At 37.1% G+C, this 17,818-nt stretch carries 14 protein-coding genes and 4 tRNA genes; 6 read left to right on the top strand and 12 right to left on the bottom strand.

The window, feature by feature from the left end:
• Positions 1-31: 31 nt before the first annotated feature.
• Positions 32-454, bottom strand: a complete 423-nt coding sequence (locus tag ACKU4N_RS04010) for a DoxX family protein (RefSeq protein WP_321320809.1) — start codon at positions 452-454, stop codon at positions 32-34.
• Positions 455-668: 214 nt separating this feature from the next.
• On the opposite strand from ACKU4N_RS04010, the gene ACKU4N_RS04005 reads away from it, so the two are divergent.
• The gene (locus ACKU4N_RS04005; RefSeq protein ID WP_324292994.1) at positions 669-1,850 is read left to right on the top strand and encodes a M28 family metallopeptidase; all 1,182 of its coding nucleotides are present in this window, start codon (positions 669-671) and stop codon (positions 1,848-1,850) included.
• The gene (locus ACKU4N_RS04000) at positions 1,838-2,215 is read left to right on the top strand and encodes a M28 family peptidase (RefSeq protein ID WP_324292993.1); all 378 of its coding nucleotides are present in this window, start codon (positions 1,838-1,840) and stop codon (positions 2,213-2,215) included. The genes ACKU4N_RS04005 and ACKU4N_RS04000 overlap by 13 nt, the downstream gene beginning before the upstream one ends.
• Positions 2,216-2,276: 61 nt before the next feature.
• On the opposite strand, the gene ACKU4N_RS03995 is transcribed toward ACKU4N_RS04000, so the two are convergent.
• The 9 genes from ACKU4N_RS03995 to ACKU4N_RS03955 form a co-directional block, all read right to left on the bottom strand.
• Complete coding sequence (locus tag ACKU4N_RS03995; RefSeq protein WP_321320807.1) at positions 2,277-3,482, bottom strand: L-serine ammonia-lyase; 1,206 nt, start codon at positions 3,480-3,482, stop codon at positions 2,277-2,279.
• Positions 3,483-3,603: 121 nt separating this feature from the next.
• Positions 3,604-3,678 (bottom strand) — tRNA-Pro (locus ACKU4N_RS03990).
• Between the two features lie 61 nt (positions 3,679-3,739).
• A tRNA-Pro gene (locus ACKU4N_RS03985) sits at positions 3,740-3,814 on the bottom strand.
• A gap of 68 nt (positions 3,815-3,882) precedes the next feature.
• Positions 3,883-3,957, bottom strand: a tRNA-Pro gene (locus tag ACKU4N_RS03980).
• Between the two features lie 65 nt (positions 3,958-4,022).
• Positions 4,023-4,109 (bottom strand) — tRNA-Ser (locus tag ACKU4N_RS03975).
• A gap of 200 nt (positions 4,110-4,309) precedes the next feature.
• Positions 4,310-5,287 (bottom strand): flotillin-like protein FloA, encoded by a 978-nt coding sequence (floA, locus tag ACKU4N_RS03970; protein ID WP_101311289.1) that lies wholly within the window; start codon positions 5,285-5,287, stop codon positions 4,310-4,312.
• A gap of 10 nt (positions 5,288-5,297) precedes the next feature.
• Positions 5,298-5,762: an NfeD family protein gene (locus tag ACKU4N_RS03965; protein ID WP_321320803.1), complete on the bottom strand. Its 465-nt coding sequence runs from the start codon at positions 5,760-5,762 to the stop codon at positions 5,298-5,300.
• 26 nt (positions 5,763-5,788) lie between these two features.
• Positions 5,789-6,073 carry an ATP-dependent Clp protease adaptor ClpS gene (locus ACKU4N_RS03960; protein ID WP_321320802.1) on the bottom strand — a complete coding sequence of 95 codons (285 nt, stop codon included), beginning with the start codon at positions 6,071-6,073 and terminating at the stop codon, positions 5,789-5,791.
• A gap of 12 nt (positions 6,074-6,085) precedes the next feature.
• Entirely contained in the window at positions 6,086-8,293 is a 2,208-nt protein-coding gene (locus tag ACKU4N_RS03955) for a hypothetical protein (protein ID WP_321320800.1), read from the bottom strand.
• A gap of 369 nt (positions 8,294-8,662) precedes the next feature.
• Here ACKU4N_RS03955 and bcp point away from each other — a divergent pair, with 369 nt between their 5' ends.
• The 3 genes from bcp (at position 8,663) to ACKU4N_RS03940 (ending at position 12,465) form a co-directional block, all read left to right on the top strand.
• Positions 8,663-9,130, top strand: a complete 468-nt coding sequence (gene bcp / locus ACKU4N_RS03950) for a thioredoxin-dependent thiol peroxidase (RefSeq protein WP_321320798.1) — start codon at positions 8,663-8,665, stop codon at positions 9,128-9,130.
• A 24-nt stretch (positions 9,131-9,154) separates the two neighbouring features.
• Positions 9,155-10,180, top strand: a complete 1,026-nt coding sequence (gene recA, locus ACKU4N_RS03945; RefSeq protein ID WP_124993189.1) for a recombinase RecA — start codon at positions 9,155-9,157, stop codon at positions 10,178-10,180.
• Positions 10,181-10,368: 188 nt separating this feature from the next.
• Positions 10,369-12,465 (top strand): dipeptidyl-peptidase Dpp5, encoded by a 2,097-nt coding sequence (locus tag ACKU4N_RS03940; protein ID WP_321320795.1) that lies wholly within the window; start codon positions 10,369-10,371, stop codon positions 12,463-12,465.
• 132 nt (positions 12,466-12,597) lie between these two features.
• Here ACKU4N_RS03940 and ACKU4N_RS03935 read toward each other — a convergent pair whose 3' ends face one another.
• Positions 12,598-13,338, bottom strand: a complete 741-nt coding sequence (locus tag ACKU4N_RS03935) for a DUF6261 family protein (protein WP_321320793.1) — start codon at positions 13,336-13,338, stop codon at positions 12,598-12,600.
• A gap of 268 nt (positions 13,339-13,606) precedes the next feature.
• Here ACKU4N_RS03935 and ACKU4N_RS03930 point away from each other — a divergent pair, with 268 nt between their 5' ends.
• Positions 13,607-14,512, top strand: a complete 906-nt coding sequence (locus tag ACKU4N_RS03930; protein WP_321320790.1) for a DMT family transporter — start codon at positions 13,607-13,609, stop codon at positions 14,510-14,512.
• A 46-nt stretch (positions 14,513-14,558) separates the two neighbouring features.
• Here the strand turns inward: ACKU4N_RS03930 and ACKU4N_RS03925 are convergent, their stop codons facing one another.
• Positions 14,559-17,678 (bottom strand): ATP-binding cassette domain-containing protein, encoded by a 3,120-nt coding sequence (locus ACKU4N_RS03925; protein ID WP_321320788.1) that lies wholly within the window; start codon positions 17,676-17,678, stop codon positions 14,559-14,561.
• Between the last annotated feature and the right edge of the window lie 140 nt (positions 17,679-17,818).

Below are 17,818 nucleotides of genomic sequence, written 5' to 3'. Positions count from 1 at the left end.
TCTTGATATAAAATCTTTTCTATCATTAAATCTAATCTCTTTGGGGGAAATAACTCCTATACATTTCTGGTAAATTAGCCCTATACATTAGTATACAACTAAAGATCAACGCGATTACTGCCATAACAAACAATTCGCCTCCATCAGAAGTCCCATCATATTCAACAACAATACCTACCGAGGTAAATAAATGAAAACCAATTGCTCCAAGCATCAATCCAGAAGTAATTACAGCAGCAACTTTCCATAAATTAGGTAGGAAAAATAAAATACCTGCGATCAATTCAATTGCTCCAACACCAAACCGACCCCAAGGATCTATTCCAATCACAGAAAAAATATGAACAGCCTCAGGATGACCTGAAAATTTAAAATGCAATGTTTGAATCAATATAATGGCCGTTACTATTCTTAGCAACATTTCAACAGTTCGATATTTTCGTTTCGATTTCATAACAATTTTTCTTTTTTTTAAAACTACAAAAATTGTAAGACCTATTCTAAATTTCCCGTTAAAATGCAAGATAGCCTGAATCATCAACTGCAAGCTGAATTACATTAAAATGACAAAATAAAATCTATCAATACAGAATTTAAATTAGAAACAATATATGTATGCGTCCCAAGCAATTAAACTTTGTTTTCTACTTTTAAGCAAAACAAACAATATGCGAATAAAAACAATATTAACACTATCCATCGCCAGCCTAACAGTGGCATGCAGATCTTCTGATGAAAGCTTAAAAAAAGCAGAATCGGTTATTTCAACTGAAAGAATGATAAAATACATCAAAGAATTAGGATCTGATGAATATCAAGGACGAAAACCATTTTCTGAAGGTGAAGTAAAAACAATTAGCTACATCGCTCAGCAGTATAAAGAAATAGGGCTTGATCCAATCAACAAGGAATCCTATTTTCAGGACGTTCCATTAGTCGAGATATCACTTACGCCTCCCCAATTTCTTAGTTTAAAATCACCTTACAAAATAAGAAAACTAACCTACGGCGAGGATTTTGTCACCTTCTCCCGACGTATTCAGGATGAAATCGTATTAACAGAATCAGACTTAGTATTTGCAGGCTATGGAATTGTAGCCCCGGAATATGACTGGAACGACTATAAAAACCTGAATGTTAAAGGAAAAACCGTAGTTGTTTTGGTGAACGACCCTGGTTTTGGCTCAACTGATAAGAGTTTTTTTAAAGGCAATGAAATGACATATTATGGCCGATGGACATATAAATACGAGGAGGCAGCTCGTCAAGGAGCCAAAGGAATACTGATTATTCATCAAAACAAACCTGCTGGATACCCATGGTCCGTTGTCTTGAATTCGGCATCAGTTCCGAAATTATATCAGCAGGCTAAGGATAATTACCAATCACGATGTTTAGTTGAAGGTTGGCTAACCCTGAATGCAGCCAAACAATTATTTGCTGATGCAGATAAGAATCCGGACACAGAAATTCAAGCAGCCAAACAAAAAGAATTTGCAGGTTATGATTTAAATACGAAATTAAGTATAGTCTTTAAAAACTCGGCTCATTTTGATAATACCCATAATGTACTCGGAATAATAAAAGGGACAGATCTGTCAGATGAATATATTTTCTATTCTGCACATTGGGATCATCTTGGAATTGGTCCAAAAATCAATGGAGATTCAATCTACAACGGCGCTGTTGATAATGGAACATCTCTTGCTTGGATGTTTGAAATTGCAAGGGCTTTTAAGGCCATGCCTCATCAACCTCGCCGATCAATTGTTTTTTTAGCACCTTCCGCAGAAGAATCGGGACTAAATGGTTCAGGTTTTTATGTCGACAATCGGATTTGGAAGATATAGTAAGAATCGAAGCAGAAAAACAAGATAGATATATCCTGCCTGATCCTAATCCTCAATCAGGAATGTATTACCGATCGGATCATTTCAGTTTTGCCCGTGCAGGTGTTCCAGCACTATTTGCCCGTGGCAACAACGATAGCAGGGAAAAAGGCATTGATTACATGTCTGGCAAAGAAAAAGACTGGCTGGCGAATTATTACCACAAACCTTTTGATGAATATGAAGAGTGGTGGAATTTGGATGGTGTTGCAGAAGATGCCCGATTGCTTTTCCGTGTTGGCTGGGAACTTGCCAATCAAAATGAATTTCCAAAATGGAAAGACGGATCAGAATTTAAAGCGAGAAGAGAAAAAGATCTCGAATAGATTTAAACTTAAAATGAAATGAACTTGATTCTATCTTCAATCAAGCTCATTTCTTTATGTATTATTTATAATTAAAGACCTTTAATGAAGCCAATCCTCCCAGAGATGTTTCTTTATAAGTGTAAGGCAAATCAAGTCCGGTTTTCATCATTGTTTCAGTTACCTGATCAAAACTAATTCTATGACGACCATCTGAAAGCAAAGCATAGGTATTGTGATTTAAAGCCCGTGCAGCAGCAAAAACATTGCGTTCAATGCATGGTATTTGAACCAAACCAAGCACCGGATCACAAGTAAGACCGAGATGATGTTCCAAACCCATTTCGGCAGAATATTCAACCTGATATACAGTTCCACCATGCAGCTGAGTGGCTGCTCCGGAAGCCATGGCACAAGCAGTCCCCACTTCTCCCTGACAACCAACTTCTGCTCCCGAAATCGATGCATTGGTCTTAACCAGATTTCCAATTAAGCCGGCCGTTGCTAAAGCTTTCAACACATCCTTTTTCCCAAATTTATAGAATTTCTTATGGTAGTAGAGAACAGCAGGCAAAACCCCACAAGCTCCGCATGTTGGGGCAGTTACAATTACACCGCCACTGGAATTTTCTTCAGAAACAGCTAAGGCAAATGAATACAACATGGATCGTTTCCTCATAGGTCCGCTTAACGTTTTAGCTTTTAATTGATACGAATGAGACTTACGCTCCAGCTCTAAACCTCCCGGAAGTTCGCCTTCTTTATTCATCCCTCTTTTTACAGCCTTTTTCATTGCAGTCCAAACCTCATCCAGATAATCCCAAATACTTTCTCCCTCCATCAATTCCACATACTCCCAAAGCTGCTTTTTATTGATTTTGCACCACTCTAAAATTGCATCCATTGTAGTCAACCCATATATATTCTGGGCAGACAACTCAGTATTGTCATCTATTATTGCACCACCACCAATACTGTAAGCTGTCCATTCTTCAATCAACCCATCTGATGCTGAAAAAGCTTTAAATCGCAATGCATTAGGATGCTTTTTCAAAAATTCTTCGGGCTTCCATATCAAATTCAAATCTCTCTCTTCAAATACTTTTTCAATTGCAACACCGGTTAAATGACCTTTACCTGTTGCAGCCAAGCTCCCAAAAAGAGTTACTTCAAATTTATCTGCTTTAGGATGACGTAACAAAAACTGTTCTGCAGCTTTCCGAGGCCCCATAGTATGACTACTCGAAGGCCCATACCCAATGCGATAAAGTTCTTTTATTGATTCCATTAAAACGTTTTGTTATTGTGTAAGTTGAATGCAAATGTAAGAAAGTCAACATATATTCAATATTCGATTTGAAAATATATTGCACAAAAAAAAAGAGAAACCATATGATTTCTCTCTTTTGTCGGGGTGGCAGGATTCGAACCTGCGACCTCCTGCTCCCAAAGCAGGCGCGATAACCGGGCTACGCTACACCCCGGAACTTAATTCCGGTATTCTTTTTGATAATAGAAAAGCTTTAAAACTCCTCTTAAATATTGTCGGGGTGGCAGGATTCGAACCTGCGACCTCCTGCTCCCAAAGCAGGCGCGATAACCGGGCTACGCTACACCCCGAAACTTTCGTTCCGGTACTCTGTTTAGATAAAAAAAGAGAAGTTTTTAAACTCCTCTGAAAATTTTCGTCGGGGTGGCAGGATTCGAACCTGCGACCTCCTGCTCCCAAAGCAGGCGCGATAACCGGGCTACGCTACACCCCGAAAATTTACGGAGAGAGAAAAATAAATTTCACCAACTCCATTTTCTATCTTCATAGAAAAGATTGCGGAGAGAGGGGGATTCGAACCCCCGGTACAGTTTCCCGTACGTCAGTTTAGCAAACTGGTGGTTTCAGCCACTCACCCACCTCTCCTGATCTTGCGGTAGCAAAAGTATGTAAAAAATTCAGATGTGCAAAATATTTACACCCCATTAATAGAAGATTTCGGCGCTTTGGATTATAGTAAATTATAAATCAATGAGATTCATTTTATTTTTTTTTCAAATTACCCAAAATAAAACCGGAAAGTATATGAATACTCCCCGGTTACAATTGAAATTATATCAATTTAGCTATTTCTTTTTCCCTTTATCAGATGGATTTGCAATATTATCCCTCATGTTAGTATCTGCTTCGATATTCTTCATTCGGTAATAATCCATAATCCCTAGTTGTCCATTTCGAAAAGCTTCGGCCATTGCCCGGGGAACTTCTGCCTCCGCTTCAATCACCTTTGCCCGCATTTGCTGTGCCAATGCCTTATTTTCCTGTTCAAGAGCAACAGCCATGGCTCTTCTTTCTTCTGCTTTTGCCTGAGCTATTTTCAAATCGGCTTCTGCCTGATCTGTTTGCAAAACTGCTCCAATATTTTTTCCTATGTCAATATCAGCAATATCAATCGATAAAATTTCAAAAGCGGTACCAGCATCCAATCCTTTTTCCAGCACTACACGTGAAATAAAATCAGGATTTTCAAGAACCGTTTTATGAGATTCACTTGACCCAATTGAAGATACGATTCCTTCTCCTACCCTTGCCAACACAGTTTCTTCACCTGCTCCTCCAACCAATTGCCGGATATTAGCACGCAAAGTAACCCTGGCCTTAGCTATTAACTGAATACCATCTTTAGAAACGGCTGTTACAGGAGGAGTATTAATGACTTTAGGAATAACGCTCATTTGAACGGCTTCGTACACATCTCTACCTGCCAAATCAATAGCCGTGGCCATTTTAAATGTCAAATCGATATTAGCTTTTGAAGCTGACACCAGAGCATGCGTTACCTGAGCGACACGACCTCCAGCCAAATAATGAGCTTCCAGTTCATCCCGATTCAAAATCAAGCCTGCTTTTGTCCCTTCAATTAAGGCACTTACAATCACTTTTGGCGGAACTTTCCTCCATCTCATAAACACGAGCTGAAGTAAAGAAATTTTAACTCCTGATAACAGAGCTGAAAACCAAAGACCAACTGGGACGAAATAGAATAGTATATATATTCCAACCCCAACGGCGACAATTAACATTATTAATGCACCAATTTCCATTTGATTTATTTTAAATAGGTTTTACAATTACAATCTTATCAACAATACCTACAACTACAACCTTTGTCTTTTCATCAACATAAGCTCCCGTTGATCTTGCTTCAACAATTTTATTATCCAACTTCACTTGTCCCATTGGTGCAAGACGAGAAACACAAATCCCTTCATCACCAATAGTAATATTTTCATCATCCAGTTTTTGAACTTTGGAATCAACTTCCGTATTTAGCATTATCTTATTCCACGTTTGCGACTTTAAGGCTAAAACCAAAGATATCCCACTAAGAATTACAGCAGACAAAACAGTAAGGTGCCCTACTAAATTTCCGTAATGATGATAAGACATGTAAATGCCACCGACTATCATTAAAATACCACCAACGGCCGCCACCGTAATTCCTGGAATTACCAAAAATTCCAACAGTAAAAGAACGATACCAAATACGATAAGAAGAACAATAATTAATGCTGTCATTTGCTGCAAATCTGATTTGTTTAAACCTAAACAATAGTTACTTTCAATCCTTTCTCTGTTAACCTATCCCGCATAGGTTTAATAGCACTCAACGCCCCTTTCTTTACATCACATTTCCCCTTATAATGAGTAATGTAAGCACACTGTTCTGCCTGATCAGGATTATGCCTGCAAACATCAACCAATGCATCAACAACAAAATCAAAAGTATGAAAATCATCATTAATCAACATCAGTGTATTGCGCTTTAAAAGATCGCCGATTACATCGCTCTCTTCTTTATCTGTATGTGTATTATCAATCCCCAACATAAACAATCTCCTCTATTTTTGTCTTAGTATTTCGAGTGCCTGCTGAATGGTAATTTTATCATTTCCTGAAAATGCTACAGTAAAAGCATCCACTAAACCAGCTTCACGAAGTTCCATTTTCAATTTACTCACTTTGCTGTAAGAATCAAAATTACCAACAGTACAAATCGTATACCCTCTGTAATCTTTGGAATAATCTATCGGGTACTTTGAAAATCTTTCCAATTTTAATTTAACATCGGCAGGAACTTCACTTGAATATGCTCCAACCTGCACTCTAAAATTAACCTGATCATCTGTAACAGTCTGGATTGGCTTTGTATTGACAATAGCAGCCACAGGCTGAGGCTCAGGCTTATAATCCTGATCGGTTGCCTTAATTGCTGCACTTAAACTGGTTTTAACACCATCCTTATAAGCTACAACAAAAGCATTGGGAAACAATTGACGAACTTCAGGAATTTTTTTCTTAGCTGCAACAAATGTAGAGTAAGTTCCTACCATATACTTATACAATTTTCCATTCCCAACAATTTCCTCCCTCAAGTCACCTAAACCTGAAAAGAAGCTTGATTCTGCCTTATTGGAAAACACTCCAACCTGCAAATGATAAACATATCCATCCTCAGTTTTATTAACAATTTTAGCACCAGACCTTGAATTTGTGGAAGGAATTATTTCCGAACTCATTACCAATTGTCCTTTCTTGGAAGGAGCGTGCACCTCAGCAGTAACAGTTCCAATAATATTTTTATTCAAATAATCAGATTCCTGAGATTGAGCCTTCAATAATTTATTTTCGGCCTGCTTACTCAATTCAAACGACTTTTGTTCCAATTTAGATATCTTATTGGACAGAATATTATGAGGCATTCCTTCCAAACCATTCAACTGGCTTCTTAAATCTTCGGTACCGTTAATTAAACTATCCGAATTAAATTGGTCATTTTTAGCTTCAATAAAAATCTCCCTGGCCTCGCTCGATTTAAACTCGTTCAAATAATGATACGTCAATTCACTGGTAACCGGAAAATTAAAATATGGGAAATCTTCTTTGTTATATTTCATCGAATAAGAAGGCTCTTCCGCACCTTGTTCAAATAAATTTCCATCGACGCTGCTGCTACCCACATTTAATATCGCAATATTGGATAACAGATCAGGGTTCATTACTACTTTTTGCTCCGGATAATCAGATAATTTTATTTTGTAGATCATTACTTCATCCTTTCCATTCTCCCTGCTTGAAGTAAAACATGCATACTCATCGTTTAAATCAGTTGCAAAAAACAGATCGTTAGATGTCGAGTTAATCGGAAATCCCATATTCTGAGGTTCACTCCAAGTATCGGATATTTCATTGTATACTGATCTGAAAATATCAAATCCGCCCATACTTGTGTGACCTTGAGAGCAGAAGTAAAGTGTTCTTCCATCATTGGACATATACGGGTATACCTCATCATAAACAGTATTTAGAGATTTTAGCTCTTCCCATTCTCCCCATCCACCATTTCTTAAACGTTTGGCACGATACAAATCCCGTCCTGTCTTTTTATTTTTCCCAAAACTTGAGAAGTAAATATACTGCCCTTTGTTTGCCAGACAAGCCACTTCTTTATCTCCTTCCCCATCATATCTGGAAGTAAGGAATTTATCTTTCTTTGACAATCTATCCTCAAAACCTTCGATATCGTAGTATCTGAAAAATTCATTTCGATTTACTACCTTTTTATTTTTTACATCAACAACATAATAAGAATTTACGAGAGGTAACCCATTCTGACACATCTCTATTAAGCGATCTATTCCAATCGATTTCTTCTTATAATATTCACTAAACTTGCGATAATAACGTATTGCAGAATTAAACTCATAATTCACATGAAAAGCCCGTCCCAAATAATATGGAACCGATGCATTTACATTTTTAGTTGATGCAATTTTAAGATGCTGGATAGCCTCCTTTATATTTTCATTCACTTCAACCTGACAAACCCCCAAGTAATAATTATATTCCGGATCTTGTGGATACACATTTATTAATTCCTGATACAATGGCAGTGCATTAATAAAGTTCTCCCCGTCGAAGAATGTAAAAGCCTCCTGCTCTATTTGCTGTTCTGTTTTTCCTCCACTAAAGCTTTGTGCACATGCAAACTGGAGGAAAAAAAAAGAAAGAAAAAATAAACCGTAATGTAATCTCATTTTATTATTCATAGAATCAATTTCTTGAAAATGGAAATTGGGAAAACAAAGAATGCTTCCCTCCAATTAACAACCAAAAAACAATAAATGCCCTGCAATGTTGTCATTCACATCAACAAAAACCTCATGCAATCTGCAGGATCTAACAAAAAGTTAAGATAGTAATTATTTTATAACAAAGATAATATATAATGTGTAAGTACGAAATTACAAAATAGAGATTAAGATTAACAAAATAATGTATTGTAAAAATAAAAAAGAAATCACTTCATCATGTTTTAGACGCATTTTTTTTTAACTTCAATGATTGATAATTTAAGCGCTAAAAATTCGCACCTCTATTCATATAAAGGTATATTTGCAATTCAAAATTCTGAATCAATGACAAACTTAAAAGAAGGTGATAAAGCACCGGAATTCACTGGTTTAAATCAAGATGAAAAAGAAATAAAACTTTCTGATTTCAAAGGTAAAAAAGTCATTCTATACTTTTATCCGAAAGACAATACTCCCGGATGCACTGCGGAATCGTGTAATTTAAACGAAAACTACGATGATCTGACAAAAAAAGGATTTGAAGTAATTGGCGTAAGTCCGGACAAAATATCATCGCATCAAAAATTTGCTGCAAAGTATCATTTAGCATTTAATTTAATTGCTGATACAGAAAAAGAAATTTTAGAAGCATATGGTGCCTGGGGAGAAAAAAAATTATACGGAAAAACTTATATGGGAGTTTTGAGAACTACTTTTGTAATTTCGGAAGAAGGAATTATTGAGAAAGTGTTTACCAAAGTACAAACAAAAGATCATACCAATCAGATTCTATCTGAAATGGACTTAGTGTAAAAAATAAATAATTGAAAATATATTATGAGCGCAAAAGAAGTTGTAGAAATCAACAAAGAAAAGCTAAAAGCACTCCAGTTAACCATGGAGAAAATTGATAAAACCTACGGTAAAGGTGCCATTATGAAAATGGGGGACAATGCCGTTGAAGATATCGCAACCATTTCAACAGGATCTCTATCCTTGGATATGGCATTGGGTGTGGGCGGACTTCCAAGAGGAAGAATTATTGAAATATACGGACCGGAATCTTCAGGTAAAACTACTCTGGCCATTCACGCTATTGCTGAAGCTCAAAAAGCAGGAGGTATTGCTGCAATTATTGATGCAGAGCATGCATTTGATCGTTCATATGCTGAAAAATTAGGCGTTGATACTGAAAACCTATTGATTTCTCAACCTGATAATGGAGAACAGGCTTTAGAAATTGCCGACCAGCTGATCCGCTCATCTGCAATTGATATAATTGTTATTGACTCGGTTGCTGCTTTAACTCCAAAAGCTGAGATTGAAGGTGAAATGGGAGAATCAAAAATGGGATTGCAAGCCCGTTTGATGTCTCAGGCATTGCGTAAACTTACAGCAAACATCAACAGAACCAACACAACCTGTATTTTCATCAATCAATTGCGTGAAAAAATTGGTGTGATGTTTGGCAACCCTGAAACAACAACCGGTGGTAATGCTCTTAAATTTTACTCTTCTGTTCGATTGGATATCAGAAGAATCGGACAGATTAAAGATGGTGATGAAGTAAACGGCAATCATACTCGTGTTAAGGTTGTAAAAAATAAAGTTGCTCCTCCATTCCGAAAAGCTGAATTTGACATTATTTACGGTGAAGGAATTTCCAAAACCGGTGAAATCATCGATCTTGGGGTTACTTACAACGTAATTAAAAAGAGTGGATCATGGTTCTCGTATGGCGAAACTAAATTAGGACAAGGTCGCGAAGGAGTAAGAAAACTTCTTATTGACAATGTTGAATTGGCTGAAGAATTAGAAGCTAAAATTATTGATGCAATCAATAATCCTGTAGCTGCAGTATAATTTTGTCTGAAAAAAATATATAGAAAGACTCTCAAATTTTATTGAGGGTCTTTTTTTTAATACACTCCCAGCTATTTGAAAATACGATATATCATGTCTTTAGTATGAACAAATCGATTATTAAATGTTCTTCGTATTTCTTACATTTACGGTGCTGAAATAAATTAACACAACAAACCTATACAATCATGACAAACAAACAACTTTTGTTAGGCTTGGCAATTGTTACAGGATTATCATCCTGTCAACAAAAAGCTGAGGAATCAAAAAACGATTCGTCTTACAAAACACCGGAAACAAAACTAGAGTCGGATGTAATGACTCCAGAAGTTTTATGGTCATTCGGGCGCCTTGGCGGAGAAAACATTTCCCCTGACGAAAAAACAATTTTATACGGAGTAAGCTATTTTAACAAAGAGGAAAATCGCTCTTACCGCGATCTATACACTCTTCCTGTTGAAGGTGGTGAGCCTGTTCAATTAACAAACACAGAAAAAAAAGAATTCAACGAAACCTGGAGACCTGACGGCAAAAAAATCGCCTACATAAGTTCAGCAAGTGGAACCACCCAGATGTGGGAAATGAATCCTGATGGAAGCAATCCTGTTCAGGTTTCGGATATCGAAGGAGGCATTGATGCATTCAATTACTCACCTGACATGAGTAAAATATTCTATCTGAAAGAAGTACAATTGGAAAAAGCAGTAAAAGATTTATATCCGGATCTTCCAAAAGCAAATGCCCGCGTAATTAACGACATGAACTACCGCCACTGGGACAGCTGGGTAGATACATACACTCACATTTTCCTTGCTGATTACAGTGAAAAAATCACATCCGGAAAAGATATTATGCCTGGTGAAAAATGGTCGGCTCCGGTAAAACCATTTGGTGGAACCGAACAAATAGCCTGGTCTCCTGATTCAAAAACCCTGGCCTATGTATCACGTAAATTACATGGTGTAGAATATGCAAAATCAACCAATTCGGACATCTACTTTTATGATATCGCTACCGGCGAAACCAAAAACATGACGCAAGGAATGATGGGCTACGATATGAACCCTGTATTCTCGCCTGACGGCAGCAAAATAGCTTGGGAAAGCATGGAAAGAGATGGTTACGAAGCTGATAAAAACCGCTTATTCGTAATGGATTTGGCTACCGGCGAAAAAACCTTTTACACGAAAGATTTTGATCAGAATGCTCAATCGTTAACCTGGACTGCTGACAGCAAAAGTATTTATTTTATTTCGGGATGGCATGCCGTACAGGAAATTTACAAGCTTGACCTTGCCGATGGTAAAATCAAACAAATAACAGAAGGCATTCACGATTACCATACAGTACACATTGCCGGTGATGCACTTATCGCAACCAAAGTATCGATGTCGAAACCTGCTGAAATCTACAATGTAAATCCGCTAACGGGAGAAGCAAAAGAGATTTCATTTGTGAATAAAAATATTCTTGACCAACTTGAAATGGGCAAGGTTGAGAAAAGATGGATAACCACCACCGACAACAAACAAATGTTGGTTTGGGTAATTTATCCTCCTCATTTCGATGCCAGCAAAAAATATCCTGCGTTACTTTATTGCCAAGGTGGTCCGCAGGGAACCGTTTCGCAGTTTTGGAGTTACCGCTGGAATTTCCAGATGATGGCAGCCAATGACTACATTGTAGTGGCACCCAACCGAAGAGGTTTACCAGGTTTTGGTCAGGAGTGGAATGAACAAATTTCAGGCGATTATGGCGGACAAAACATGAAAGATTACTTAAGCGCTATTGATGCTGTTAAGCAAGAACCGTTTGTTGACGAAAACCGTTTGGGTTGCGTTGGCGCCTCTTATGGTGGATTCTCGGCCTACTGGCTGGCCGGACACCACGAGAAACGATTCAAAGCATTTATTGCTCACGACGGCATGTTCAATTTGGAAGCTCAGTATTTAGAAACCGAAGAAATGTGGTTCGTAAACTGGGATCTTGGCGGTCCTTTCTGGGAAAAAGACAACAAGATTGCTCAACGCTCTTATGCTAATTCTCCACATAAATTTGTTCAGAATTGGGATACTCCGATTTTAGTTATACACGGCGGAAAAGATTACCGCATTGTTGAATCGCAGGGAATGCAGGCATTTAATGCTGCACGCCTGCGCGGAATTCCTGCTCAGTTTCTTCATTTACCTGAAGAAAACCATTGGGTTCTGGGCGTTCAAAACGGAATTTTATGGCAGCGCACTTTCGCCAACTGGCTTGACAAGTATGTGAAAGAAGCAAAATAAAATTTGAAGAAAATTACAATACAGAATCCCCATCAGACTTTCGTTTGATGGGGATTTTAATTTCCATTCAAATTTAAAAATCATCATTTACCGCTCAATAGAAACAACAAAAACTGAACAATGGAATATAATTTAAATTCTTTCATCCTCTTTCTTCCTATTTGCCCAACGCGTTCTGCGCGCTCTGATAACAGCATTGGTATTCTTCAACTCAAATTCGACGAATCGGGCAAAACTGTCGTAACGATCAGGATCTACCTGTCGGAAAGTGAATAAAAAAGGAAAAATATCATCATTTAATATTCGATGCACCTTATGAGCCTGTGCCGTTGTCTGCACTCTTTGTTTGCGCTTAACCTGCTCAGTATTGGTTAGCCTGTAAAGCGCTTTCAATTGATCGAGGCTCAGGTGTAAAACCGTTAAATACTTCTCGGTTCCCTTTAGTTTATCGGCATCAGCTTTTAGTTTTCCTGATAATAGTCTCTCAGTTAATATTTGCAAACCAGAAATTTTTTTTTCCAGATTTTTCTTGTGAGTATCTACACCAATGACTGCAAGTTGCCCCCAAACTCTCCCTGCACTGTTTACAATCTCCTTATCGGGATGATGTAAGTAAGCCTTTATCATATACTTTAAGCCAACAAATAAACTTGCTATTTGACTATTCAGCTTTTTCATCTCCAAAGTATAAGCGCCATTACGCACGGTTCCAAATGAATCTTGAAGAATCTTATTTTGAATGTTTAACTCTTCCAGATTCAGTTGCAGGTGATCATTTATTTTTGGCTTCTTCATTTTCCAGAAATCTACTATCGCAATTGCAATCATTCCTACCTCAATTGCTTTGGCATGTGCTAATAATTGTTGATTCATCGGATTATTTTTCTGTACTAAAATAATAAACCATTAAGATACATATATTTTACAATTAATAAATTATATCATCTTATCATTAAAATTATTTTTACGTCTTATTATTAATAACAACTACTATTTATATACTATTTTATATTGTATTAATAAATTAAACGTATCGGTTTCATTATTTATACAACACAATAAACTCCGTAAATATTAAAACACACTTCTTCTCAGAGATCAACTAAAAATCCCTAAGTTTACAGAAAATTTACCGTGCCCCATGAAGAAATTCCTATTCTCAACTACCGTATTGGCCATTTTTGCGTGCTTGCTTTGGGCAACTCCATTTACAGCAATTAAAATAGGTTTAAAATATACAACTCCGCTTCAATTTGCTGGTATTCGATTTCTCCTTTCGGGATTAATTATTCTTCCCTTCATTAAAGATTTGAAGTATAAAATCCTGGAATCGAAAAAAAGATGGCGGTTCATTCTTTGGGTAGCCTTGCTGCAAACCACTTTCCTTTACGGATTGTTCTATACGGGAATTAGTTTTGTTCCGGGTGCTTTGGCAGCCATGTTAATTGGTGCGCAACCTTTGTTCGCTGCTGTTTTTGCCCATTTTATGCTTGCTAATGACAAGATGAGCTGGGAAAAAATATTTGCCATTATTTTGGGAATAACCGGCGTGTGTATCATTAGTCTGGGCAGAGCTGATTTTGTTCTAACAACAACAATTCCACTTGGTGTAGGAATTTTAATCCTTAATAACATTGTAGGAAGTACCGGCAATGTAATTGTGTCGCGTGATGCAAAAGACATGCCTCCCCGGGTACTGGCTTCCTTTTCGATGATAATTGGAGGTGCCGTACTGATGCTAATCTCTATTCCAATAGAAAATCCATCCTGGAATACCATTCATCCAGGCGAATACTATCTTTCATTAGCTTGGTTAGCTATGGTCTCGGCATTTGCCATCACCATTTGGTTTGGCCTTTTGCAACGTCCCGGCGTAAAAGTTTCCAATTTAAATACATGGAAATTTATCGTCCCAATTTTTGGTGCTTCATTAAGCTGGTTAGTTCTTCCCGATGAACATCCTGATTTACTCTCAATTATCGGGATGATTGTGATTGCATGCAGTTTGCTTTTGGTTAATTATCTGAATCGAAGAGTAATGAAGTAAAATAAAACCCTAACAGGTTTTATGCCCCTGTCAGATTATTTAAATACTACTTCCGTTTTTTCTCTCTCCGCACCAGCTTAATGCCTTCGATGTAATTCATTACTTTCCGTAAAACATCAGACCATAAGCATAGAAACAAGAAACCGGTTCCCAGCCAAACTACAGCAAGATTGAACCAGAATGTATCGATATAAAAATTGCCGATTCGTTTTACCGGAGAATAAAAATGAGAACGTCCAAATCTCGAATCCGGATACATTAAAATAGGATCTTTCTTCTGAATCAATTGATCATCTACTTCAATCATTTTATTAATTTCCGTTTTATTCAAAACCAAATCAGCCAAACCGGTATTGTAATATTTTTGCTTAAACTCATAAACACCATCGCGCCCCAAAGAATCGACCAAACGGGAATACTCAAAGTCTTTTTTATAACCCGACTCGCTTGCCAAACCCAAATAGTAAAGCTTTACCTTATCCAAAAAACTCCTGGTTTGTTCGGCAACATTTAAATTAAAATCGTGAACATTCAACTCCTTTAACTCAGGGAAAATATTGATTCCTGCTTCTCTTCCCAATTGAGAAATCTCATTCCGAAGCATACCAAATTGAGCCTCCAGCTCGTCTGTGTTTTTTTCAAACTCGATACTTCGTTCGCATTCCAGCAAAACAGATTCAATTTTAGGAATCAAAAATGAACTTTTAAAAGAAGCGTCACTAATTCCTTTATCAAACTCAAAAAAGTGTTTCTCAAATTTATTGTCTTTAAACTGAGTAACAGCTAAAGCTTCGTAAGCCCAGCGCGTAGTCATAAAATCGCCAACAATTGGGACGTAAACCTTATCGGTAATCCCGGCATGCAAATCATCAAATTTAATCATTGCCCCGCCCAACAAGAGCTGAGGAACCAAAATCAAAGGAATCAGTATATAAATAGTAATCACCGAATTCAATCCTGCAGAAATATTTAATCCGATCATGTTCGAAAAGCATGACGTTGTGAACAATACCAACCAATAGGAAAAAAGCATTCCTTCAACCTCCAATATATAGTTGCCAACCAATACAAAAGATAAAGACTGAATTGCAGAGAGAATAAATAAGAAAATGATTTTAGAACTGAGGTAACTAATCCTGGACAAATTCAGAAATTTCTCTCTTTGTAAAATCTTTTTGTCCCGAATAATTTCTTCTGCACTTACGGTTAATCCCAAAAACATAGAAACCACAACCGACATGAACAGAAAAACCGGAAAATTTTTATTTTCACCAAATACATATCCTGCATCGGTAGTGTATTTCGTAAAATAACCTAATATCACTGCAAGCAATGGTGCCTCAAACAGATTAATAATCAGGTATTGTTTGTTGGTTAATTTCGAAAGAACATTCCGAATCCAGAAAATTGAAAATTGCTTTAATTTTCCTGGAATCTTAAAATCACTTTGTGGCAATTTTTTATCGGCACGCAAGGGCAAATGATTGGCTTCTATATTGTCCTTGTATTTCTGATACCACTCCACAGGAAGAATTCGTCTCTCGCGGGTTGGTTTTCCCTGATCATCAATTAATTTGGTTTCAACAATCTGCAATATCTGTTCAGGATTTACATTTCCGCAAGTCACACACTCACTCTCGGAAGCATTTACCTGCGAATTCTGAGTCTTGAAGTAAACAATTGCATCAATCGGATTGCCGTTATAAATAGGATAACCACCCCGATCGAGAATCCAAAGTTTATCGAACATTTTAAATATTCCCGACGAGGGTTGATGAATATTGGCAATTACCAATTTCCCCTTTAAAGTTTGGCTCTTTAGCAGATTCATAACCATTTCCGAATCGGTAGAAGACAAGCCGGATGTAGGTTCGTCTACCAATAAAATAGCAGGTTCCCTCATCAGCTCCAAGCCAATATTTATTCTTTTGCGCTGTCCTCCGCTAATAAATTTATTTAGTGGATTCCCAACCTTAAGGTCCCGTACTTCATACAAATCCAAATCCTGAAGTATCTTCAAAACTTTTTTTAGAATTTGAATTTCACTGTAATTCTTAAAGCACAACTTGGCATTATAATATAAATTTTGAAAGACACTCAACTCCTCAATCAATAAATCGTCTTGCGGAACAAAACCAATCAATCCCTGAACAGCCAATTTATTTCTATGAATATCGTAATCATTAATCCGAATTTCGCCATGATTTAAACTCAAATTTCCGTTCAAAACATTCAGTAATGTGGACTTACCAACACCACTGCCTCCCATTATACCAATCAGCTGTCCGCTCTCTTCCGAAATATTAAATTTATGGATGCCATTATTTGAGTTTCTGAACTTAAATTCAATTTCCTTAGCCGAAAATATTATTTTTTGCTGCGACTCTTCCTTCAAAAATTTCCCGGCAATATCCGAGAAATAAATTGACTTAATATTGGGTCCTTTAATTATGGAACCATTACTTAACTGATAAGTTTTATCCGGCTTTATTTTGTTTCCCTCCAGATAAAGATTTAGCTCTCCCTCATATTTGAATACCAATAAGTTCACACTCTGCGCAAACATTACAACAATTCGTCCATACAAGTTATCACAGAACAAATGCTTAAAATCGTTCTCTGTCTTCTTTACATCTTTCTTCATGAACCAGGACAGATTCTCAGACCACTCTGTTACCTTATTGTCAATAATCAGAAATTTACTTTTGTCGTATTCATCGAGCGCATCATCCCAAACAAAAGCAAGGCAATTGATGAATTCAGATCTGGGTATTTTAAAACTTTCAGCAACAATACTGATAAATTCAAATTCATTTTCGCTGACAACCTTATCCTCATAAACGAACTCCAGCAAACGCAGCAATACAATCAGACGTTCTTCCTGAACCAATTCTGCTTTTATCTTGGTGCATACCTTGGAGGCCTCTGTTAATGAAAGAATATTGGCCTGCTGAGAATGCACACTTGCCTGATACTCCATCTCACGACGGTAGAATTCGGAATAGTTCTCAAATAATCGCAGATACTCAACCTGGAGTTCTAAATTCACGTAGCGATTTAAAAAACCCTCCACAATTACTTTTCCTTCCCGCGAAATGCCTTCTTCCTTAGCATTGGCAACAATGGCAAAAAGGTGCATTAGTGCATTTAAAATCGATTCCCCCATTTACTTTATCAGAATTTATGGTTTGCCTTACCGTACTAATTTTAAAAATACAATTTATTTCGTAAACAAAAGGATAGTTGAACCAATGATCTTGGCATAAAAAAACTGCCTTCCGAAACGAAAGGCAGTCACATATCTTG

It is taken from the genome of Labilibaculum sp., assembly GCF_963664555.1.
Lineage (GTDB): Bacteria > Bacteroidota > Bacteroidia > Bacteroidales > Marinifilaceae > Labilibaculum.
This window is presented reverse-complemented; position numbering and strand designations above follow the sequence as displayed.